General features: G+C 58.6%; 28 protein-coding genes and 1 tRNA gene. 18 read left to right on the top strand and 11 right to left on the bottom strand.

Annotated elements, in window-relative coordinates; translation table 11 throughout:
• Positions 1-21 precede the first annotated feature (21 nt).
• Genes ACR0FB_RS08785 through nthA form a run of 3 tightly spaced genes read right to left on the bottom strand, consistent with a single transcriptional unit; the run spans position 22 to position 1,636 of the window.
• The gene (locus tag ACR0FB_RS08785) at positions 22-351 is read right to left on the bottom strand and encodes a nitrile hydratase accessory protein (protein ID WP_480619094.1); all 330 of its coding nucleotides are present in this window, start codon (positions 349-351) and stop codon (positions 22-24) included.
• Complete coding sequence (nthB, locus tag ACR0FB_RS08780) at positions 348-1,025, bottom strand: nitrile hydratase subunit beta (RefSeq protein WP_171723508.1); 678 nt, start codon at positions 1,023-1,025, stop codon at positions 348-350. The genes ACR0FB_RS08785 and nthB overlap by 4 nt, the downstream gene beginning before the upstream one ends.
• Positions 1,022-1,636, bottom strand: coding sequence for a nitrile hydratase subunit alpha (gene nthA, locus ACR0FB_RS08775; RefSeq protein WP_480487173.1), 615 nt, complete (start codon positions 1,634-1,636; stop codon positions 1,022-1,024). Before nthA ends, nthB begins: the two co-directional genes overlap by 4 nt.
• A gap of 151 nt (positions 1,637-1,787) precedes the next feature.
• Between nthA and secG the strand changes: the two genes are divergently transcribed.
• The 12 genes from secG (at position 1,788) to ACR0FB_RS08715 (ending at position 11,032) form a co-directional block, all read left to right on the top strand.
• On the top strand, positions 1,788-2,153 hold the full coding sequence (gene secG / locus ACR0FB_RS08770) for a preprotein translocase subunit SecG (protein WP_171723509.1): 366 nt from the start codon (positions 1,788-1,790) through the stop codon (positions 2,151-2,153).
• Between the two features lie 160 nt (positions 2,154-2,313).
• On the top strand, positions 2,314-3,957 hold the full coding sequence (locus ACR0FB_RS08765) for a CTP synthase (protein ID WP_209833466.1): 1,644 nt from the start codon (positions 2,314-2,316) through the stop codon (positions 3,955-3,957).
• Positions 3,958-4,079: 122 nt separating this feature from the next.
• Entirely contained in the window at positions 4,080-4,562 is a 483-nt protein-coding gene (locus ACR0FB_RS08760; RefSeq protein ID WP_152457573.1) for a bacterioferritin, read from the top strand.
• Between the two features lie 168 nt (positions 4,563-4,730).
• Complete coding sequence (locus ACR0FB_RS08755; RefSeq protein WP_209833468.1) at positions 4,731-5,507, top strand: isocitrate lyase/PEP mutase family protein; 777 nt, start codon at positions 4,731-4,733, stop codon at positions 5,505-5,507.
• A 75-nt stretch (positions 5,508-5,582) separates the two neighbouring features.
• Positions 5,583-5,876: a DUF1330 domain-containing protein gene (locus ACR0FB_RS08750; RefSeq protein ID WP_209833731.1), complete on the top strand. Its 294-nt coding sequence runs from the start codon at positions 5,583-5,585 to the stop codon at positions 5,874-5,876.
• Between the two features lie 42 nt (positions 5,877-5,918).
• On the top strand, positions 5,919-6,368 hold the full coding sequence (locus ACR0FB_RS08745) for a tellurite resistance TerB family protein (RefSeq protein WP_171633393.1): 450 nt from the start codon (positions 5,919-5,921) through the stop codon (positions 6,366-6,368).
• A gap of 20 nt (positions 6,369-6,388) precedes the next feature.
• Positions 6,389-6,826, top strand: a complete 438-nt coding sequence (locus ACR0FB_RS08740; RefSeq protein WP_480619092.1) for a tellurite resistance TerB family protein — start codon at positions 6,389-6,391, stop codon at positions 6,824-6,826.
• 5 nt (positions 6,827-6,831) lie between these two features.
• Positions 6,832-7,590, top strand: a complete 759-nt coding sequence (locus ACR0FB_RS08735) for a phosphate/phosphite/phosphonate ABC transporter substrate-binding protein (protein ID WP_480619981.1) — start codon at positions 6,832-6,834, stop codon at positions 7,588-7,590.
• A 109-nt stretch (positions 7,591-7,699) separates the two neighbouring features.
• On the top strand, positions 7,700-8,476 hold the full coding sequence (locus tag ACR0FB_RS08730; RefSeq protein WP_171633399.1) for an ABC transporter ATP-binding protein: 777 nt from the start codon (positions 7,700-7,702) through the stop codon (positions 8,474-8,476).
• A gap of 33 nt (positions 8,477-8,509) precedes the next feature.
• Positions 8,510-9,259, top strand: a complete 750-nt coding sequence (locus ACR0FB_RS08725; protein WP_171723514.1) for a transporter substrate-binding domain-containing protein — start codon at positions 8,510-8,512, stop codon at positions 9,257-9,259.
• An 82-nt stretch (positions 9,260-9,341) separates the two neighbouring features.
• Positions 9,342-10,229: an ABC transporter permease gene (locus ACR0FB_RS08720; protein ID WP_480619979.1), complete on the top strand. Its 888-nt coding sequence runs from the start codon at positions 9,342-9,344 to the stop codon at positions 10,227-10,229.
• A complete protein-coding gene (locus ACR0FB_RS08715; protein WP_480619090.1) occupies positions 10,226-11,032 on the top strand; it encodes an ABC transporter permease in 807 nt (268 codons plus the stop codon). Before ACR0FB_RS08720 ends, ACR0FB_RS08715 begins: the two co-directional genes overlap by 4 nt.
• A gap of 94 nt (positions 11,033-11,126) precedes the next feature.
• Here the strand turns inward: ACR0FB_RS08715 and ACR0FB_RS08710 are convergent.
• Positions 11,127-11,203, bottom strand: a tRNA-His gene (locus tag ACR0FB_RS08710).
• Between the two features lie 47 nt (positions 11,204-11,250).
• Positions 11,251-11,733, bottom strand: a complete 483-nt coding sequence (locus tag ACR0FB_RS08705) for an N-acetyltransferase family protein (RefSeq protein WP_480619088.1) — start codon at positions 11,731-11,733, stop codon at positions 11,251-11,253.
• Positions 11,734-11,810: 77 nt separating this feature from the next.
• Here ACR0FB_RS08705 and ACR0FB_RS08700 point away from each other — a divergent pair, with 77 nt between their 5' ends.
• Complete coding sequence (locus ACR0FB_RS08700; protein WP_152457562.1) at positions 11,811-11,999, top strand: DUF6324 family protein; 189 nt, start codon at positions 11,811-11,813, stop codon at positions 11,997-11,999.
• Positions 12,000-12,001: 2 nt separating this feature from the next.
• On the opposite strand, the gene ACR0FB_RS08695 is transcribed toward ACR0FB_RS08700, so the two are convergent.
• The gene (locus ACR0FB_RS08695) at positions 12,002-12,433 is read right to left on the bottom strand and encodes an MmcB family DNA repair protein (protein WP_152457561.1); all 432 of its coding nucleotides are present in this window, start codon (positions 12,431-12,433) and stop codon (positions 12,002-12,004) included.
• 114 nt (positions 12,434-12,547) lie between these two features.
• On the opposite strand from ACR0FB_RS08695, the gene ACR0FB_RS08690 reads away from it, so the two are divergent.
• Positions 12,548-12,871 (top strand): ArsR/SmtB family transcription factor, encoded by a 324-nt coding sequence (locus ACR0FB_RS08690; RefSeq protein WP_171363162.1) that lies wholly within the window; start codon positions 12,548-12,550, stop codon positions 12,869-12,871.
• The gene (locus ACR0FB_RS08685; protein WP_210092160.1) at positions 12,864-13,289 is read left to right on the top strand and encodes an SRPBCC family protein; all 426 of its coding nucleotides are present in this window, start codon (positions 12,864-12,866) and stop codon (positions 13,287-13,289) included. The genes ACR0FB_RS08690 and ACR0FB_RS08685 overlap by 8 nt, the downstream gene beginning before the upstream one ends.
• 214 nt (positions 13,290-13,503) lie before the next feature.
• Here the strand turns inward: ACR0FB_RS08685 and ACR0FB_RS08680 are convergent, their stop codons facing one another.
• From ACR0FB_RS08680 to ACR0FB_RS08660, 5 genes are all read right to left on the bottom strand, one after another.
• On the bottom strand, positions 13,504-13,809 hold the full coding sequence (locus ACR0FB_RS08680; RefSeq protein ID WP_210092159.1) for a hypothetical protein: 306 nt from the start codon (positions 13,807-13,809) through the stop codon (positions 13,504-13,506).
• 59 nt (positions 13,810-13,868) lie between these two features.
• Entirely contained in the window at positions 13,869-14,351 is a 483-nt protein-coding gene (nusB, locus tag ACR0FB_RS08675; protein ID WP_171119535.1) for a transcription antitermination factor NusB, read from the bottom strand.
• The gene (locus ACR0FB_RS08670; protein ID WP_171723519.1) at positions 14,348-14,899 is read right to left on the bottom strand and encodes a 6,7-dimethyl-8-ribityllumazine synthase; all 552 of its coding nucleotides are present in this window, start codon (positions 14,897-14,899) and stop codon (positions 14,348-14,350) included. The genes nusB and ACR0FB_RS08670 overlap by 4 nt, the downstream gene beginning before the upstream one ends.
• A gap of 2 nt (positions 14,900-14,901) precedes the next feature.
• Positions 14,902-16,023, bottom strand: a complete 1,122-nt coding sequence (ribB, locus tag ACR0FB_RS08665) for a 3,4-dihydroxy-2-butanone-4-phosphate synthase (RefSeq protein WP_209833481.1) — start codon at positions 16,021-16,023, stop codon at positions 14,902-14,904.
• 99 nt (positions 16,024-16,122) lie between these two features.
• Positions 16,123-16,710 carry a riboflavin synthase gene (locus ACR0FB_RS08660; protein ID WP_480487164.1) on the bottom strand — a complete coding sequence of 196 codons (588 nt, stop codon included), beginning with the start codon at positions 16,708-16,710 and terminating at the stop codon, positions 16,123-16,125.
• A gap of 153 nt (positions 16,711-16,863) precedes the next feature.
• Here ACR0FB_RS08660 and ACR0FB_RS08655 point away from each other — a divergent pair, with 153 nt between their 5' ends.
• From ACR0FB_RS08655 to ACR0FB_RS08645, 3 genes are all read left to right on the top strand, one after another.
• Positions 16,864-18,153, top strand: coding sequence for a capsule biosynthesis protein (locus tag ACR0FB_RS08655; RefSeq protein WP_480487162.1), 1,290 nt, complete (start codon positions 16,864-16,866; stop codon positions 18,151-18,153).
• 80 nt (positions 18,154-18,233) lie between these two features.
• On the top strand, positions 18,234-19,367 hold the full coding sequence (locus tag ACR0FB_RS08650) for a polysaccharide biosynthesis/export family protein (RefSeq protein WP_480619084.1): 1,134 nt from the start codon (positions 18,234-18,236) through the stop codon (positions 19,365-19,367).
• Between the two features lie 3 nt (positions 19,368-19,370).
• A complete protein-coding gene (locus ACR0FB_RS08645) occupies positions 19,371-21,371 on the top strand; it encodes a capsular polysaccharide biosynthesis protein (protein WP_480619082.1) in 2,001 nt (666 codons plus the stop codon).
• Position 21,372: the final 1 nt, after the last annotated feature.

The following is a 21,372-nucleotide window of genomic DNA, read 5'->3' as shown; positions in this document are numbered from 1 at the left end:
GGCAGAGCCCCCTGCCCGGCATCAACGCAGATGCACCGGTTGCCCATGAGGTGTCGTCAGATAAGCCTTTTCCCAAGATTTATGTAGCCCTTTCACCTCCTGCGGCGACGAGACGCCCTGCTCGGCCAGCAACCCTTCGAGCGTTTCCAGCCATGCACGGAAATAGTCGTCGCCGCCGTCCAGCTCTCGCGCGAGCCCGTGGCGCTTCAACGTGTCCGAGAACCGGGCCGCCCAATCCGCCCATTCGAACCACCCGGCCTCGTTCAGGGCAACGGTGACGGCAAAGACCTGAGCGTGCCAGGGTTCGGCAAACACCGGTTCTGGGGCTGAATGTTCGTTGCAGCCGCTCATGCCGGTTCCAGATAGCTTTGCCAGAGATCCAGTACCACTTCGTCATCCGGATGCTCCGGGCTGGTCCAAAGTTCCGATGCGGGGAAGACCACGGCATAGATCGGTTCAGGCGCTTCGCCCAGCCCATGAGCATTGGAATCGGGCAGGACATGGGTTCCGTGCAGGCGCAGTATTCGCCCCCTGGCACCGGACGCATAATTCGGCAGGCGTGTGTGCCCGCCATCCACAATGCGATTTCCCGCCGGACGGGTCGTGACCACCTGTTGACCGACAGAAAACTGCACCGCCACGTTCGAAGATCTGTCCGCCGGTCCACCTTTGGCCAGAGCGGCTGACACGGCGTCCGCCTTGAGCATCCGTTCCGCTAACGGATGCGGCCCATCCTCTCCGCCGCTGCGCAGGTCATCCAGAGAAAGAACGCCGTGTTCTACCAACAGGTCAGCCAGGCCCGAAATCCATTTCTCGTAATATGAAAACCGGGTATAGTCCTTTGGCGACAACCGTTCCCTTGCGTGGCGGGATACGTCGATATTCCACTGCCCCAGAAAGCCGGATGCAAGTGTCACTGCCAGCGCCCGTGCGTGCCAGTCTTCGGCAAAAACCGGCGCGTCCTCGGCCTCGGGATTTATCGGACCATCTCCAAAGCGGCCGCCCATATCGTGAACGCGGGTCATGAAGGGGCCTTCGGCAAACCCGTGCCGATCATGCTGTCACGTGTCACAAGTGCGGAAAGCGCCTCCTCGCTCATCCCATCAGTTCCATCGGGACGCATCGGCAGAACGAGATAGCGAACCTCGGCGGTCGAATCCCACACCCGCACCGAAGTGTCTTCAGGCAGGGTGAGGCCGAATTCGGCCAGTACCTTGCGGGGTTCACGCACCGCTCGGGCACGGTAGGCATCAGATTTGTACCAGCCCGGCGGGATACCCAGCAACGGCCAAGGATAGCAGCTGCACAAGGTGCAGACGACCATGTTGTGTCGGGTTGGCGTGTTCTCGACAACAACCATGTGTTCGCCCTGGCGTCCATAGTAACCAAGATCCGCGACCATCGAGGTGGCGTCTTCCAGCAGAGCGGCCTTGAAAGCTGGGTCGCTCCAGGCTTTGGCAACCACCCGCGCGCCGTTCTGCGGGCCAATCCTGTTCTGATAGGTGTCTATGATTTCGTCCAGAGCCGCCGGGTCGATCAAGCCCTTGCGGGTCAGAATCGTTTCCAGCGCTTTGACGCGAAGCGCGGGTTCGGGCGGCAAAAGGGCGTGCGGGTGGTCGTGGTCGTCATGAGGCATGGGCCGCAGCCTGCGTCACGCATCGGCGTTCTGTCCAGTCCCTTTGACGTGATATGACATATCACGTGCAGTGATGCGAACTCCTCACTTGCCCCCGCTGGCAAACTTGCATAGATACCACGCGATACACGCCACGCTGTACAGGAACACCATGGAAAACGTCGTTCTCATCATCCACCTTCTTTTGGCCCTAGGCTTGATTGCCGTTGTTCTGATGCAGCGGTCCGAAGGCGGTGGCCTTGGCATGGGTGGCGGTGGTGGCGGAGCCATGACAGGCCGTGCAGCAGCGACCGCTTTGGGCAAACTGACCTGGATCCTTGCCGCTTGCTTCATCGTGACCTCGATCACGCTGACCATTCTGGCGGCGCAGAAATCTTCGGGCAGCTCGGTGATCGACCGTTTGGGCGTGCCGGCTCCGGCTTCAAACGAAGAAAATACTCCGGCAATTCCGTCGGCGGATGACCTTCTGCCGCCTGCACAGGGCGACAACGCGCCACTGATCCCGCAGGCCGACTGACCTACAAAACCTAGAAACATGGAAGAGGACTGCAACAGCATCTTGCGGTTCTCTTGCGCTTTTGGCGCGAATCCTTTATACGTGAAGTCCCGTGATGCAGCGGTTTTTCGAAACCGTCGGGCAGCTGATTTTGACGTCTCACGGGAGCAGCCGAAAAACTATGGCGCGATTTATTTTCATCACTGGTGGTGTGGTTTCGTCCTTGGGCAAAGGACTGGCTTCGGCGGCGTTGGGCGCCTTGTTGCAGGCTCGGGGGTACTCGGTACGGCTGCGCAAGCTGGACCCGTATCTGAACGTCGATCCAGGGACGATGTCGCCGTTTGAGCACGGCGAAGTGTTCGTCACCGATGATGGGGCCGAAACCGATCTGGACCTGGGCCATTACGAACGATTCACCGGCGTGGCCGCGCGCAAGACCGACTCGGTCAGTTCGGGGCGGATCTATTCCAACGTGCTCGAAAAGGAACGCCGCGGGGACTATCTGGGTAAGACCATTCAGGTGATCCCGCACGTCACCAACGAGATCAAGGATTTCATCGCCATCGGCGAGGATGAGGTTGATTTCATGCTGTGCGAAATCGGTGGCACCGTGGGCGATATTGAGGGCCTACCGTTTTTCGAGGCGATCCGCCAGTTCAGTCAGGACAAGCCGCGCGGGCAGTGCATCTTCATGCACCTGACGCTGCTGCCTTATATCAAGGCCTCGGGCGAGCTGAAAACCAAACCGACTCAGCACTCGGTGAAGGAACTGCGCTCGATCGGTCTGGCGCCGGATATTCTGGTCTGTCGCTCTGAAGGTCCGATCCCGACCAAGGAGCGCGAGAAACTGGCGCTGTTCTGTAACGTGCGCCCCGACAGCGTGATCGCAGCGCAGGACCTGAGCACCATCTATGACGCGCCGCTGGCCTATCACCGCGAAGGTCTGGATCAGGCCGTTCTGGACGCGTTCCAGATCAGCCCAGCGCCCAAACCCGATCTGGCAAAATGGGAAGACGTCAGCGACCGCATCCACAACGCCGAGGGCGAAGTGAAGGTCGCCATCGTAGGCAAGTATACGCAGCTTGAAGACGCCTATAAATCGATTGCCGAGGCGCTGACCCATGGCGGCATGGCCAACCGGGTCAAGGTCAAGGTCGAATGGGTTGACGCCGAGGTGTTCGACAACGAAGACGTCGCCCCCCATCTTGAGGGTTTCCACGCCATCCTCGTCCCCGGAGGCTTTGGCGAACGCGGCACAGAGGGCAAAATCAAGGCCGCACAATATGCGCGCGAGCACAAAGTCCCCTATCTGGGCATCTGCCTTGGGATGCAGATGGCCGTGATCGAGGCCGCCCGAAATGCGGCTGGCATCAAGGAAGCTGGTTCGGAAGAATTCGACCACGAAGCCGGGAAGAAACGTTTTGAACCTGTCGTGTACCATCTGAAGGAATGGGTGCAGGGCAATCACAAGGTCGAACGCAAGGTCGGTGACGACAAGGGCGGCACCATGCGCCTGGGCGCTTACAATGCGGTGCTGGCAGAAGGATCGAAAGTCGCTGAAGTTTATGGCGGCACACAGATCGAAGAGCGCCACCGTCACCGCTATGAAGTGGACATCAAGTACCGTGAGCAGCTTGAAAAGGCCGGGCTCAACTTCTCGGGCATGTCGCCGGACGGACGCCTGCCAGAAATCGTAGAATGGTCAGATCACCCATGGTTCATCGGCGTGCAGTACCACCCGGAACTGAAGTCCAAACCGTTCGACCCGCATCCCCTGTTCCGCGATTTCGTGCGCGCTGCGAAAGACACTTCTCGCCTGGTCTGACCCTGGGCTGTGTCGGACTGTCACCCCGCGTTGTTTTGTGCGGGCTGATCTCTTAACTGTATGTGCAAGCAGAATTTCTGCTTCGCAGGCTCTATGCCGTTCAGAGTTTCAGGAGATTTCCGATGAGCAACGCAACAACGATTACCAACCTCCAGCAAGCGCTTCATATGGAGCTGACGGCAGCGCACCAGTACCAGCTGCATGCCCATGTGCTGGAGGACTGGGGGCTGGACATCCTTGCCGAAAAAATGCGCGCTGAAATGCAGGAAGAATTGGGTCACTCCGACGCGTTCATCGAGCGTATCCTGTTCCTTGGCGGCGTGCCCGAGCTTGCGTTTCAGAAAAGTCCAGTCGCAGCGGGGTCTCTGGAAGACATGTTTGCCGCGGACCTGAAGGATGAAACCGAGGCAGTCGACTTCTATACCAAGGCCGCGTTGCAGGCCGCCGAGGTCGGCGATGTCGGGTCAAGGACCCTGTTCGAACGCATCTTGCTGGAAGAAGAAGGCCACAAGGACTGGCTGGACACTCAGCTGAACCTGTTGAAGCGTTTGGGTGAGGCCAACTTCAGCGCAAAATTTGTATCCGGCGCGGCAGAAGAAGCCTGAGGCACGCACCGCCGCTTGCCCATGCACCAGCATGGCCCGGACCATCTTGCCATGGACCGGGCCGTGCGGTTTCCGTCACTTCAATGTGACGCTGCCGAGCAAAAAAACCTCTACTCGGTCTGCCCTCATGGGGTTAACTGTTGATCACACCACGACAGGAGAGCCTCGATGAGCGATCAATCCCAACGCGCGAAGACCTTTGCCAGCCTTCACAAAAAGGGCGACCCCGTCATTCTGTTCAACATCTGGGATGCCGGCAGTGCCGGCGCGGTGCGGGATGCTGGCGCGCAAGCCATTGCCACAGGCAGCGCACCTGTCGCCATGGCACAGGGTTTTGGCGACGGTCAGAACATCCCGCTTGAGACCGCATTGGACAATGCGCGCCGCATCGTTGCAGCGGTTGATCTTCCGGTGACACTGGATTTCGAAGGGGCATATGCCGAAGATCCACAGGGCATTGCGCAAAACGTCAAGCGTGCGCTGGATTGCGGCGTGGTTGGTTTCAACTTCGAAGATCAGATCATCGGCGGCGACGGGCTGTACGATACAGCGGTTCAGGCCAAACGTATCGAAGCCATGCGCGCGGCCTGCGAAGACGTGGGCATACCTGCCTATGTCAACGCAAGAACTGACATTTTCCTGAAGGCCCCGGCAGAAACACATGATGAGGCCATGCTGAACGACGCCATTGCCCGTGCTTCGGCCTATGAGGCAGCGGGTGCCAGCGGTTTTTTTGCTCCGGGGCTGAAAGACGAGGCGATGATCGGCCATCTGTGCGAGCGTACCAACCTGCCAGTCAACATCATCGCCCTGCCCGGCACCCCCGGCACTCTCCGCCTGGCTGAATTGGGGGTGGCGCGCGTCAGCTATGGCCCGGTTCCTTATCGTCAGATGATCAAGTGGTTAACAGATCAGGCACACGCCGCTATTCACTACCGCGACTGATCACCCTGAAGTTGTGGGATTGCAATTGCCGCCACTTCTCATCACCCTGCTTTTGAAACCGAACAGGAGGCAAGCCTGATGAAAGGCTATTGGGTTGCACATGTCGATGTGGACGACATGGACACGTACAAGACCTACATTGCTGCAAATGCGGAGCCCTTTAAAGCTTATGGTGCGCGCTTTCTGACACGCGGAGGAAAGCGAGAAGTGAAGGAAGGCGCAGCGCGCGCCCGGACCGTTGTGATCGAATTTCCCAGCTATGAGGATGCGCTTGCCTGTTACGAAAGCGAAGCATACCAGAAAGCCAAAGCACTGCGCGCCCCGGTATCGATGGGCGATCTTGTGATCATTCAGGGCTATGACGGGTAGACTACGCTTGGCGCACCACAAAATATGGAATAATCTTTTACCATGTTGAAAAAGTTCCTTCAGGCGCTCAGACCGCCCCAGCATGAACATCTTCCGGACCCGGATGCCGAACTTGCTCTGGGTGCGCTCATGGTGCGCGTGGCGCAGGCTGATCGGGACTACAAGCTGGAAGAGATCCGCCTGATCGACAAAATCCTGGCCCGTCTTTACCAGCATAACGCAATCGAAGCAGCCAAGGTGCGCGCCACTTGCGAAAAGCTTCATGCGGCCGCGCCGGATACCGATACCTTCGGCAAGCTGATCCGCGAGACCACGGATCTGAAGGAACGCCTGGCCGCTCTGGATGCGCTGTGGGAAGTTGTCCTGGCAGATGGAAACACCGACGAAGGCGAGGTGAAAATCGTCGAGGAAGCCCGCGTTGCCATGGGGTTAAGCTTTAACGACAGCAAGGCTGCGCGTGAACGCGTTCAAAGCCGCTTGGATGTGGGATAGACGCTCGCTATATCTAACGCATGTTCAGTGAGTTTCTTTCCAGGCTTACGCAGCCTCAGCCCGATCCTCTTGTCGACGATGATGCCCGCCTGGCCCTTACGGCCCTGCTGGTGCGTCTGGCGCGGTCCGACAATGACTATTCCGATACCGAAATGGCCCGTATCGACCGAATTTCGGCGCAACGCTATGGCCTGTCCCCGTTCGAATGCGCCGCCCTGCGTGCCCACGCCGAAGATCTTGAGGCCGAGGCCCCGGACACCGTCCGCTTTACCCGAGCCATCAAAGAGGCGGTTGCCTATGAAGATCGGCTTGCGGTCGTTCAGGCGCTGTGGTCCGTGGCATTGGCCGATGGGCACCGCACCAGCGAGGAAGATTCGCTGCTGCGTCTGGTGGTCAGTCTTCTGGGCGTAAGTGACGTGGATTCCGCTTTGGCACGGCAAAAGGCTGCAAAATCGTGATTGCCATGCTGGGCATGTATGACATGCCTGCCCTGCAAGCCGCCAATGACAGGTTCTGGAACCTGATTCGTGCCCAACTTGGATCAGGTCCCGAACACCTTAACCGCGACAAAGACGTGTGGGCGGTCTGGCAGGACCCAAACCTGATTCTGGCACAAACCTGCGGCATGCCGTTTCGAACCCGATTGCATGGTCACGTGCAACTGGTTGGCACTCCGGACTATGACCTGCCTGGATGTCCCCCCGGATACTATTGCTCGGTCTTTGTGGCACGGAATGACGACGACCGGGATCTGGCGGGGCTGATCACAGGGGTTTTCGCGTATAATGAGGGCTTGTCCCAATCCGGCTGGGCAGCCCCGATCACACATATGATCCAGGCAAACCTGCACCCCGCCGGACTGTTGGAAACCGGCGGGCATGCGCTGTCTGCCCAAGCCGTCGCAGGTGGCAAAGCGGACTTTGCCGCGCTGGACATGTTGACGTGGCTGATGCTGCAACAACATAGCAATTTGGGAACCAAACTGCGCGAACTGGCAAGAACGACTCCGACTCCGACCCTTCCCTACATCACATCGATGAGTCAGAATCCGCAGGTCATTGCAGGCGCTGTTCGGGCCGCAATTGACCAGCTTTGCGACGACGACCAACGATTTCTGCATATACGCGGGTTGATCGATATTCCCGCGGCGCACTACCTGGCGGTCCCCACTCCGCCTTCTCCCAAAGATAGCGGATCAGCGACTGCCCAATTTGACGACTGATTTTGGCCAATTTGGATGTTTCTCCGCTTGATTCTGTCATTTGCGCATTGCATTGACCTTTTTTTTCGGTCCTAGTACCGCACCAACACCACCAACCACTGGACTGCCCGTGACAGAAACTGCCCCCGTCATCGAAATCAAAGACCTTCACAAAAGCTTCGGAAATCTAGAGGTGTTGAAGGGGGTCGATATCACGGCACATCGCGGTGACGTGGTATCACTGATTGGGTCGTCTGGGTCCGGCAAATCGACGCTTTTGCGGTGCTGCAACCTTTTGGAGGACAGCCAGCAAGGAGAAATCCTTTTCAAGGGTGAGCCTGTCAAATGGTCCGGGGAAAAGCACGGGCGCCGCCCCGCCGACTCCAAACAGGTTCTGCGCATACGCACCAACCTGTCGATGGTGTTTCAACAGTTCAATCTTTGGGCTCATATGACCATCCTGCAAAATGTGATGGAGGCCCCAGTGACCGTTCTGGGGCGCGACAGGGCCGAGGTTGAAGACAGCGCGCGCAAGTATCTGGACAAAGTTGGCATCGGCGACAAATGCGACGCCTATCCGGCGCAATTGTCAGGGGGGCAGCAACAACGCGCCGCCATCGCCCGCGGCCTGTGCATGGAACCCGAAGCCCTGCTGTTTGATGAACCGACTTCGGCTTTGGACCCTGAACTGGAACAGGAAGTGATAAAGGTGATCAAGGACCTGGCCGCCGAAGGGCGCACCATGATCATCGTAACGCATGACATGAAAATGGCCGCCGACATTTCAAGCCACGTGGTGTTCCTGCACCAGGGCCTGATCGAGGAAGAAGGCACGCCGGAAGATATCTTCACATCTCCTGAATCCGAACGGCTTCGGGGTTTTCTCTCCGCCACTCAGGCGGCTTAACTTCAAAAACAGAACCAAACTGGGGAGCAACCAATGAAAAATCTGATTCTGTCCACTGCCGCACTGGCCCTGACCGCCGGTATCGCCATGGCCGACACGGTCCGCATGGGGACCGAGGGCGCCTACCCTCCGTACAACTTCATCAATGATGCGGGCGAAATCGACGGCTTCGAGCGTGAAGTCGGCGACGAACTGTGCAAGCGCGCAAATCTGGAATGTGAATGGGTCAAGAACGACTGGGATTCGATCATTCCGAACCTGGTCTCGGGCAACTACGACACCATCATCGCAGGCATGTCGATCACCGACGAACGTGACGAAGTCATCGACTTCACCCAGAACTACTTCCCGCCTGCGGCTTCGGCCTATGTCGGTGCGTCCGAGGATGTTGATGTCTCCACCGGCGTCGTTGCCGCACAGACCGCCACCATTCAGGCAGGCCACGTAGCCGAGTCGGGCGCGACACTGGTCGAGTTTGCAACTCCGGAAGAAACCATCGCAGCCGTGCGCAACGGTGAAGCCGATGCCGTGTTTGCCGACAAGGACTTCCTGGTGCCGATCGTCGAGGAATCCGCCGGAGAGCTGGTCTTTGTGGGTGATGACGTGCCGCTGGGCGGTGGCATCGGGCTGGGCATCCGTGAATCGGATGGCGAACTGCGTGGAAAGTTCGATGAGGCGATCACATCGATGAAAGCGGACGGTTCGTTGAATGAACTGATCATCAAGTGGTTCGGCGAAGGCGTTCCGACCTACAACGCTGACGGTTCGGTCGTTACAAACTAATCCGTATCAAGCGGTTCGGCGCGTCCATCGCGCCGAACCCTGCCCGGTGGAATAACCGGGTATGACGTTCGAAAGACGCTTCATGTTTTCCTATTGCGCTGACCCTGACACGCTCGGAACATTCCGCTGGTTCTCCTGCTACCTGACCAACGGCGTGCACTGGTCCTTCTACCTGTCGTTCCTCAAGGTGTTGGGATTGCTGGCGGTGACCGCGCCGGTCGCATTGGCGTTTGGTTTTGTTGGCGCAATGGCCGCCCGATCACATTTCCCGCCCCTGAGCTGGCTGGGCAAAGGGTATATTGCCATCGTGCGCGGTGTCCCGGACATCGCTTTCTTCCTGTTTTTCGTGATAGCGTTGGATCAGGCATTCGAATGGACGCGGCACAAGATATTGTGCCCCGAATGGACCGACCCGATCCGGCAGGGAAATGACTTTATCGTCTGTCAGGCGGCCAAGCTGCCATTGGGGACCGCACCGGAATGGGTGCATGAAACCTATGGCTTCTTCCTGGCCGTCGTTACCTTCTCGATTGTTTTCGGGGCGTTTGCGGCAAACGTTTTGTTTGGTGGAATGCGCGCCGTGCCCCACGCGCAGCTTGAAACCGCCGAAGCATATGGCATGTCCCGTCGTCAGACCTTCTGGCGCATCCTTGTGCCGCAGATGTGGGTTTATGCCCTGCCCGGCCTGTCGAATCTTTGGATGGTTCTCATCAAGGCTACTCCGCTGCTGTTCCTGCTGGGGATCGAAGACATCGTTTATTGGGCCCGCGAACTTGGCGGCACCAAGACGTCCAAGTTCACCCAGTATCCGCATGGCGACTGGCGCATGTGGTACTTCCTGTTCCTGCTTGTCTTCTACCTCGGCATGACGCGCGTGTCTGAACTTGGGCTTGAAAATCTGATGCGGAAACTGTCCCACGGGCAGGCCACGTCCGGCGGCGAGCTTCTGCGCAAGGAGACCACGGCATGAGCTGCTTGCAGACGATTCAAGATTACGGCCTTCGGTCCCTGGGTCTCGGCGAGCGGCTACTGCCCAAAAGTGACTTCACCCTGTGCGAACAGTTCACGCTGATCGGGTCGGGGATGATCTGGAATGTCTATTTCGGGATCATGGCGCTGGCGACCGGCTTCTTTCTGGCCACGGCCCTGGCCGTCGGCAAGGCGTCAGCAAACAAATGGCTTCGCAAGCCTTCGGAATGGTTCATTTTCATGTTTCGCGGCTCGCCCTTGTTTATCCAGTTTTTCTTCGCTTATTTCCTGTTCCTGTCGCTGAAGAAATCCAACCCGATGTTCGACGCCTTCACCTCGGCCTGGCTGGGGGCGCTGATCGTGCTGTTCCTCAACACTGCCGCCTATTCAGGCGAGATCTTTTACGGAGCGCTAAGGTCCATTCCCAAGGGCGATATCGAAGCCGCAGATGCCTATGGCATGTCAGGCTGGGCCCGTTTTCGCCGGATCGTCTGGCCCACCATGTTGCGGCTTGCCTGGCCTGCCTACACAAACGAAGCAATCTTTCTTTTCCACGCGACAACGCTGGTCTTCTTTTCAGCCTTCCCGGCCTGGCAGCAACGCGGAGACGCCCTGTATTACGCCAGTTACTTTGCGGACAAGACGTTCAACCCGTTCATCCCATACCCGATACTGGCGTTCTATTTCATCCTGCTGACGCTGGTAATCGTCGGGGGCTTTGGCCTGATCAACAAACGCCTGAACCGGCACCTACCGGTCGCAAAACGGGCCAAGATGCGGTTCAAACTGAACCTGGCGCGCTGAGTTTCGGCGCGCCAGTCACGTCTGGACACCAAACCAAATCAACGCCAATCACCGCGCGCCCACACGTTTTTTAGCACATTCAAAAGGGGAGAAGTGGTACCGCCTCCCTGGCTTGAACAGGGGACCTCTGGATCCACAATCCAGCGCTCTAACCAACTGAGCTAAGGCGGCACTCGTGAGGGGCGATGTACCGAACACGCCCGCGGAATGCAAGAGGATTAAAGCCGAAATTTCCAGCTTTGTTCGACAAGGTCGACACCGAAGGAATGCACCGCTTTGCTGTCTGTCAATTCCCAGCCGGACGCCTTGTAAAGTGCGCAGGCGGCGGTATGGCTTTCGTGCGTCCACAGAACCATTTCTTTGTATCCTGCCCCGCGTGCGAAGGCAGTGCATGCTTGTAGCAGGCGCTTTCCCAGCCCCAGCCCTCGTGCTTTCGGGACAAGCAGAAACAGCCGCAACTTGGCGGTATTCCGGTCAACAGCAACGCAGAAAATACTGCCCAGACGCTGCCCGTCCTGCCCGGCGATCCAGCCTCTTTCAAGCTCGGGGTCACTGTTGGCGATGAAGTCGTCAAGGATGCTGGCCACCAGGGGCGCAAAGCTGTCATCAAACCCTTCGTCGCGCGCATAAAGCAGACCGTGCTGTTCAACCAGCCACGCGGCGTCATCGGGGTGAAAGGGTCTGAGAACGGCGTCTTTCATATCTTATCTGACCGCAAAGGTGACTTGATTCTCAACCCCGTGCGCGCTAGCAGGAACGCTCAGTCTCGGAGGCACAGATGGGCATCAATACCGAACGCGACATTCAGGCAAACCTGCAAATCGGTCCGACCGATCAGGGTATGGTCCGCCTGTTCATCGAAGCTGACGGCATCGAAATACCGATGGATTTTGACCCGGAAGAAGCAGAAGAAATCGCCGACGAAATTCGCGCTGCGGTACAAGCCGCCCTTGCGGTCAAAGGCTGACCTTACAGCCTGGGATCCCGAAGCGCGTGTAAACGGCGCGCGGCATCCGTTGCAAATTTCTGGATCATCTTCTTGCGCCGCGCCGGTGCGATTTTGTCCTCGGGCGCCATGCGCACGATTTCCGCATCATAGGCATCGGCGATGATCAGGCCTGTTTCATCAGGCAACAGATCGGTCGGGAATTCTGTGTCGACGGCCCAGAAGAATCGGTCACACCATTCCAAATAGCCCTGCCACTTCGAATCCGACTGATAATCGGCACGGCTGGATTTGCACTCAATCACCCACAACTCACCCTTTGGCCCCAGCCCCATCACGTCCACGCGCAACCCGCGCGCGGGTACGAATTCCTCTACGGAAACAAAGCCATGCGCCGCAAGATGCCGCGCGACGCCACGTGCCAGTCTCTGTCCAGGTTGCAGATCCAAAGTCATAGCCGAAAATGTGAACAATTAGCGAACAAAAGTAAAGCACCTTTGCGTCTTGACATAGTACCTTTTGGTATCTCATTAATGTAGTACCAAACGGTACTATTCCTGAGGTTGCTTATGGAGAACCAAACTCAAAACGCGTTTCGCGCGCTGGCCGATCCCACACGCCGGAACATCGTGCGACTGCTCTCGTCACAGGACATGACGATCGGGCAGTTGACGGACCGGTTCGACATGACCCGCGCTGCGGTCAAAAAACACCTGACGATTCTGTCCGACGGTGGGTTGATCACAGTCGAAGCGCGCGGCCGGGAACGCATCAATCGACTTGAACCTAAGGGCATGGCCCCGGTGCTCGACTGGCTCAGCTATTTTGACCAGTTCTGGGACGACCGCCTCAACTCTCTCAAGGAAGCTATTGAAAGGAAACAAAATGACTGATGCCGTATTGAAGAAATCGATTTTCCTCAGGGCGGAACCGGAAACCGTTTGGGCCTATCTGACGGAGCCGGAGCATCTGGCGGAATGGTTCCACAAACCGGAAAGAACACTGGCAGAAGGTCAGAAGCTTGAGATGTTCGGCACGACAAGCGGCGACTTACTGATCTGGGGAGAGGTCCGTATCGCCCGCCCCCCCAAATATCTTGAACACACCTTTACCGTCAAACCGATGGGGGACGCTGTAAGCGTGGTCAAATGGACATTGGAACCGGTCTTGGGCGGCACACGTCTTGAGCTTGTGCACGAAGGATTACCGCAAGGCGTCGCAGCATTTGATCTGATCCTGGCTCTGGACAAAGGGTGGGATGAACATTTCGGCAAGTTGCGTGTGTCATTGCACGAAACTGTTGACGCCTGACCTCTTGCGCGAACCCGTCAGACACCCTACTTAAGCGCGTGGCGGGTTCTGCCCTTCTTGTGACAGGTAGCATTCTGGTGGCCTTAAGCAATTCCGAGGGGGCTGGCTCTGTTCAGGTCCTGGCCTGATTACCCGGCGCCCACCTGTACATACAGGTCCTCGGGAATCAAACCGCACGGTTGACTGGTGGTCCCGCCGCACTTTCCCTGAAATATCAGCGCCCTGCGTGGGCTTCCTGTTTCACGGTTGCCGGCTCGAAGCTGTGTGCGACCGGTGTTCCCCGACGCGGCCCCTGCGGCTTTTCCGCCATGCTCATGATCTTGTACGCGAACTGAACGCCGGCAAAGACGATGCCGTTCATGAACCAGATCATCACCAACGCGATCAGGCCGATTTCCGACCCGGAGATCAGATGCCGAAGGTTCGCGATGTTCAGCGCCAAGAGCACCCCGACAAACACGGCCGAAATGACAAAACCCCAGGCGACTTGCGTGATATACAGGCGGATCAGTTTGGGCATGGCGAACCTCCTTGCGCTTCGACAACAATGCTAGCGCATGTCTGGTTCAGGTAAACGTGTCAGAACGCCTCGGGCTGCGCCTCGCGCGCCATGTGATCCAGCACGGCATTGACGAATTTTGGTTCTTTACCTTCTGGAAAAAAGGCACGTGCCACATCGACAAACTCGGTGATCACCACTTTGGGCGGTGTGCCGCTTTGGGTCAGTTCCGCACCCGCCGCGCGAAACAGCGCGCGCAGGGTCGGGTCGATGCGCGCGATCGGCCATTTCGCCACCAGCGCGCGGTCGGTCATCTGGTCGATCGGCGCCTGATAGTTCACGGCGTCATCCACCAGCTTGCGGAACAGCGTGCTGTCGCCCTCAAGCATCTCGTCGCCCTCGTAGACCGCGCCGAACCGGTGGTCCAGAAACTCGTTGACCACCTGCTCGGTCGTCTGGCCCGACTGCTCCATCTGGAACAGCGCCTGCACGGCATAAAGCCGCGCTGCGGATTTCATCAGGCGTTTCCGGTTTGCCGGTTTCGGCGTGTCTGTCTGGGTCATGTTGTCGTTGATCCGTTGCTGTCGCCCGCCACCAGGATGGACTCGGACGGCGGCTTGAATCCGACGCCCTTTTTCGAAGCGCCCCACTTACGGCTGAGCGCGATCAGATGCAAGGCCGCAGCGGCCGCGCCACCCCCTTTATTCATCTTTTCCGGATCGGCGCGAACTTCGGCCTGCTCGTCATTCTCGACCGTCAGGATGCCGTTGCCGATGCACAGCCCCTGTAGGCCCAGCAGCTGGATCGCGCGGCTGGAGTCGTTGCAGACGGTTTCGTAATGCGTGGTCTCACCGCGGATGACACAGCCAAGCGCGACATAGCCGTCAAAGTTGCACTGTCGGTCGGCCATGGCGATGGCCGTGGGAATTTCCAGCGCGCCGGGCACTTCGACCACTTCGCAGGTGCCGCCAGCCGCTTCGATCTCGGCCGTGGCACCCGCAATCAGGTTGTCGGCGATCGAGCGGTAGAACGGAGCGGCCACGATCAGCAGTTTCACCGGCTTGTCGAAGCTGGGTGTCGGCAGAATTCCGTGTTTGTCTTGTTCAGCCATGTTCAGTCTTCCTTCAGAATCGAGCGGGTGCCGACGATTGACAGGCCAAACGCGTCCAGCCCAAGATACACCGTTTCAGGAGAGTCGGTCAGAAGCACCAGTTCCTGAATCCCCATCTTGGACAGAATCTGCGCCCCCAGACCGGTTTGCTTGATGGTGCGCGGGCCTTCATCCTCGACCGCATACAACGAGTTGCGCGGCTGGCGGAACAGGCAGACCACTCCGCGGCCCTCTTCGGCGATCTTTTCCATCGCGCGCGGCAACTCGCGGGATGATTTCGGACCAAGCCCCAGGATATCCGGCGCTTCATGCAGGGCGTGCGTGCGCGTCAGAACGGGCTCGGGCGTGGTGATGTCGCCTTTGATCATGACAACATGTTCAATGCCGTGGGTCTGATCGGTGAAAATCCGCATTTCCCACTCACCGCCGTATTCCGAGGTGACTGTTTGACGAGAAGTCTCGACAACCAGATTGTCATTGCGCGCCCGATAGCTGATCAGGTCGCTGATCGTGCCGATTTTCATGTTGTGGTTTTTGGCGAACTCGACCAGATCCGGCAGGCGCGCCATGGTTCCGTCTTCATTCATGATCTCGCAGATCACGCCTGACGGGTTCAGCCCGGCAAGACGCGAGATATCCACGGCGGCCTCGGTATGGCCTGCGCGCACCAGCACCCCGCCCCGCTTTGCCCGCAACGGAAAGACATGGCCCGGGGTGGCGATATGCGCCATCGTGTTCTGTTCGTTGATTGCGGTCGCCACGGTCAGCGCCCGGTCGGCAGCTGAAATCCCGGTGCTGACACCTTCGCGCGCCTCAATCGAAACCGTAAAGGCCGTCTCGTGGCGGGATGAGTTGTTCACGGCCATCATCGGCAAGCCCAGCGCATCTATCCGTTCCGCCGTCATCGGCAAACAGATCAGGCCGCGCCCATGGGTGGCCATGAAGTTGATCGCCTCGGCATCCGCAAACTCGGCCGGGATCACCAGATCGCCTTCGTTCTCGCGATCTTCGTGATCGACCAGAATGTACATCCGGCCGGCGCGCGCCTCTTCGATGATTTCTTCGATCGGGCTGATCGCGTCACGCAACTGGGCCTCGACCGGTCCGGGGGTTTCAAAGCTCATGGGGCAGCCTTTCACATGGCAGGTTTGCTCGGCGGAATAGACCACTGAGGGCGCAAAGACCAGTCCACAAACGGCGCTGGGGTTTTCCGACGCGACGTATCAGGACATCTCGGACAGGCGCGCGACGTACCGGGCCAGTGTATCGATCTCAAGATTGACGCGATCGCCCACACCGACATCGCCCCAGGTCGTGACTTCCTTGGTGTGAGGGATGAAATTGATGCCAAACTCGCAATCATTCACGTCATTGACCGTCAGCGATGTCCCGTTCAGCGCAACCGACCCTTTGGGCGCTATGAACCGCGCCAGTTCCTTCGGTGCACGCAAGGTGACACGTGTGCTGTCGCCTTCATCTTCGACCGCGACCACATCGGCCACGCCATCCACATGACCCGAAACGATGTGACCGCCCAGTTCATCACCGACTTTCAGCGCTCGCTCCAGATTGACACGTTTGCCGACGGCCCAGGTATCAAGATTGGTCTTCGAAACCGTCTCGGCGCTGATCTGTACATCATACCAATCGTCGCCCAGCGCGATCACCGTCAGGCACACACCATCACTGGCAATCGAGGCTCCGATATCGATACCGGCCGTGTCATAGGCCGTCTTGATCCGGGCGCGCAGATCCCCCTGCTGTTCCAGCTCGGTGACGGTGCCGATGTCGGTGACGATCCCTGTGAACATTCCGTTAACCCTCAGTTCATAACCTGTGCCTGCTTTTCACCGTCGAGGTAAGCCCAATGGGCCGCGCGGGCAAGCCCCGCCTTGCCGTACAAGGCCCAAACGGGCATAGTTTCGGCAACAAAACCAAAAAAAAGAGCAGTCCAGATGCCGCAAATGCCTTCAGGCTCAGACAAACGGGTCTTCCTGTTTCTTCAGGGACCTCACGGGCCGTTTTTCTCGACACTCGGGCAGATGTTGCGCGCCACGGGGGCACAGGTCTGGCGGGTTGGGTTCAATGCGGGGGATCAGGCGTTCTGGTTCGACAAGGCAAGTTTCATCGCATTCCGGAACACGCCCGGCGATTGGCCCGAGACATTGAACAGGTTGATTGCCGACAAAGGCGTCACGGATATCGTTCTTTATGGCGACACGAGACCGGTCCACGCCCGCGCAGTTGAGATTGCGAAGTCTCAAGGGCTGACAGTTCACGTTTTCGAAGAAGGCTACCTGCGGCCCTGGTGGGTCACGTACGAGCGGGACGGGTCAAACGGGCATTCGCGCCTGATGTCACTGGATGTCGACCAGATGCGGCAGGCTCTGGCCCGGTCGGACAGCAAAACGCCCCCGCCACCGTCGCATTGGGGGGATATGCGGCAACACATATTCTACGGTGCCCTCTATCATTGGTTCGTCATGTTCCTGAACAAGAGATACCGCAATTTCCGGCCTCATCGTGATCTGTCGGTTTCACAGGAATTCCGGTTGTATTTCAAACGTCTGATGCTGATGCCTGTTCATCGCCTGCAACGCGGCATTGCCACGGCGCGCGTCAGATGGGGGGGCTTCCCCTATCACCTCGTGTTGCTGCAACTGGGGCATGACAGTTCGGTTCAGGCCCATTCCGAATTCTCCTGCATGTCCGATTTTCTGGAACTGGTCATCGCAGGATTCGCGCAAGGCGCACCGGCACATCACAGGCTGGTCGTGAAAGAGCACCCTTTGGAAAACCACCGTGAACCATTGCACCTGCGCGCCATGGAGATTGCCAGGAAACACGGGGTGCAGAACCGTGTTCACTATGTCCCAGGCGGAAAACTGGCAGGTTTGCTGGATGAGGCAAATTCGGCCGTCACCGTGAATTCCACTGCGGGGCAGCAGGTCTTGTGGCGGGGTATTCCGCTGCGTATTTTCGGACGTTCGGTTTATGACAAGACCGACTTCGTATCACAGCAGTCGATCGCTGCATTTTTTGCTGAACCAGACGCGCCGGATGTCGACGCCTATCGCTGTTACCGGCAATTCCTGCTGGAAACCAGCCAGGTTCCAGGCGGGTTTTATTCCCGGCGCGGCAGGCGGCAGTTGCTGCGCCGCGCCGTGGACATGATGCTCAGCAGCAGTGACCCTTATCAGGCCCTTCTGAACAAGAACGAGGCACCGACGCCACAGTTGAAAATCGTCGAGTAATTCGGTCGCCCTGTGACTGGAAGTTGTGCTGCTTACCGGCTAATCTTCCCGCAACAACAAAAGACTGAGGATATCCGGCAGTGCAATTCTCTCCTAAGCGATGGATGCGGGGGGTTTCCCTTTTGGCCGCAATCGGCTTGATGGCGGCCTGCCAACTTCCGAAATCCGGGCCGAACAAGACCGAAATTCTGGCGGGTGCAGTCCAGAATGGCGGCAACGCGTTTGTCGTCGAAGTCGATGACCGCGTGACACGCCTTACATCCGCCGTGCCTCAGTTTGGCTTTTCGTCCTCGTTCAGCAGCGCCCAGGCCTTGACCGCCGACACTGTCCGCCCCGGTGACGTGCTGGGCCTGACCATATGGGAAAACGTGGACGACGGGTTGCTGTCCGGCGAAACCGGTGCGGCGACCATTCTGGATGAAGTTCAGGTCGACAGCGATGGTTTCATTTTCGTCCCCTATGCGGGTCGGATTCGGGCCGCGGGCAACACGCCCGAACAGCTTCGCGTTTTGATCACGAACAAGCTGCGGGAACAGACACCCGACCCACAGGTCGAAGTGCGGCGTGTTGCGGGTGACGGTTCCACCGTCTCGCTGACGGGTACAGTCGCAACCCCCGGCATCTATCCGATCGAACGCCCAACCCGTTCCCTGCTTGGCATGCTGTCCAAGGCGGGCGGGGTCTCAGTAGCGTCAGATATCGCGTTGGTGACGCTGATCCGGGGGGATCAAAAGGGCACCGTCTGGTACGAAGATCTGTTCCGCAACCCAAAACTGGACGTCGCTTTGCGTGGCGGCGACCGCATTTTGGTGGAAGAAGACAGCAGATCATACATAGCACTCGGCGCGACCGGGGGTCAGTCTCGCGTGGCCTTTGACAGTCAGGACCTTACCGCCTTGGAAGCTTTGGCTCAGGTCGGTGGTCTGCTAACACTGTCCTCTGATCCAACCGGCATTTTCATTCTGCGGAAAGAGCGTCAGGACATCGCGCGCAGCATCACGGGACGCGCCGACTTGAAGGGGGATCAACGCATGATCTACCTGCTGAACCTGACGGCACCCAACGGCCTGTTCATCGCGCGGGATTTCGTGATCCGCGACGATGATACGATTTATGTGACCGAAGCACCCTATGCACAGTGGAGCAAATCGATCTCGCTGATCGCTGGTGGCCTGACCCCCATCGCAAACGTCGCCACGCTGACCGGCAACTGATGCATGGTAGCCGATCCGGATAGCGCAGCCGGGGCCGAGCGCACCCGGCTGTTCGTCTACAACGGCGGGTTTCTTACGCAAAAACGCCTGAGACGGATTCTGACGCTTGCCGGATATGACATTCGTCTGGGTCTTCCCAAGGATGGCGATTGCGTGGGCATTTGGGGCAACAGCCCGACCGCGTATCGGGGCCTGCGCATCGCCGAAAAACACCGCGCCCCGGTTCTGCGGGTCGAGGATGCCTTTCTCAGGTCTCTGCACCCGGGGCGCGCCGGTGAACCGCCCTTGGGTCTTTTGCTGGACTGTTCGGGCCCGCATTTCGATGCAGCCGAACCTTCGGACCTTGAGAAGCTGCTGAACACCGATCCCTTGGACGACACCGCGCTGCTGAACCGCGCACGTGCCGCGATGGAGCGGGTCAGGGAATTGCACCTCAGCAAGTATTCCGCTTTTGACCCCGATCTTGCCGCACCTGACCCCGGTTATGTACTGGTCATCGATCAGACGGTTGGCGATGCCGCCGTCTCGGCAAGCGGTGCCGATCGTGCCCGTTTTCTTGAAATGCTTGTGGTCGCGCAGGAGGAAAACCCAGGTGCGCGCATTCTGATCAAGACACATCCAGAAACGATGGCAGGTCATCGTCAGGGGCATTTCACCGATCAGGACCCGTCAGACCGGGTCACGTGGTTTGACAAGCCCATCAGCCCCTGGCCCCTGCTCGAGGGCGCCGTTGCGGTTTATACCGTTTCCTCGCAGCTGGGCTTTGAAGCAATCCTGGCCGGTCACAAACCGCGCGTTTTCGGTCAACCGTTCTATGCCGGGTGGGGCCTGACGCAGGATGAATTCCCAGTCCAGCGCCGTCAGCGCAACCTGACCCGCGCGCAACTGTTCGCGGCCGCGATGCTGCTTTACCCGACCTGGTACGACCCCTTTCGCGATCAGCTGTGCGAACTGGAAACGGTTCTGGACATTTTGGAGGCGCAGACCCGCGCATGGCGGCAGGACAGGCACGGTTGGACGGCCGCCGGTATGCGCCTGTGGAAACGCAGGCACATGCAGCAGATTTTCGGGCGGCATGGCACGTTGCGCTTTACGGCCACACAACCTGATGCCTCGGATCGCCCCCACATGGTCTGGGCCAGTCAGGCGCGCGACAGCGAAGGGGCCGTTCGTGTGGAAGACGGTTTTTTGCGTTCCCGCGGACTTGGGGCGGCGCTTGTTCCGCCCCTATCCCTGGTAACCGACGAAGTCGGTATCTACTATGACCCCACAAAGCCCAGCCAGTTGGAAAACCTGATCAGCGAGCGTGCAACTTTGCGCCCGGATCAGGAATTGCGCGTTGAACGGCTTATTGAGAGATTGCTGGCCGATGGTTTGAGCAAATACAACACGGGCCAATCCGCGCCGGTTCTGCCCCATGGGCACCGAATTCTGGTGCCCGGACAGGTTGAAAATGACGCCTCGATCCTGCTGGGCACCAACACGGTGCGCAGCAATCTGGACCTGCTGAACACGGCGCGCGAGGCCAACCCCGAAGCTATCCTGATCTACAAACCGCACCCTGATGTCGAAGCTGGGTTGCGGGATGGCCAGATAGACGCAGAGTCAATTGCGGACCTTGTCGTGACCCGAACTGACCCTGCCTCGCTGCTGACGCAGGTGGACGAGGTGTGGACGATGACATCGCTATTGGGGTTCGAGGCATTGTTGCGCGGGGTGAAGGTCACGACTCTGGGCGCGCCCTTCTATGCGGGATGGGGCCTGACCACCGATCTGGATACCGTCCCCGTCAGGCGAGGTGCACGGCCGTCGCTGATGGGCTTGGTACACGCCACCTTGATTGACTATCCACGCTATTTCGATCCGATCACCAGACAACCCTGCCCTGTCGAAGTGGCTGTTGAACGTTTGGCGCTGGGGTATTCGGCACCGTCCGGTCCGTTCAACCGGTTTCTGTCAAAGCTTCAGGGCGCGTTCGCAACGCACGCTCATCTTTGGCGTTGAC

It is taken from the genome of Ruegeria sp. P10, assembly GCF_056534925.1.
The sequence above is the reverse complement of the archived record's forward strand: the minus strand, read 5'-3'. Positions and strand labels throughout refer to the sequence as shown.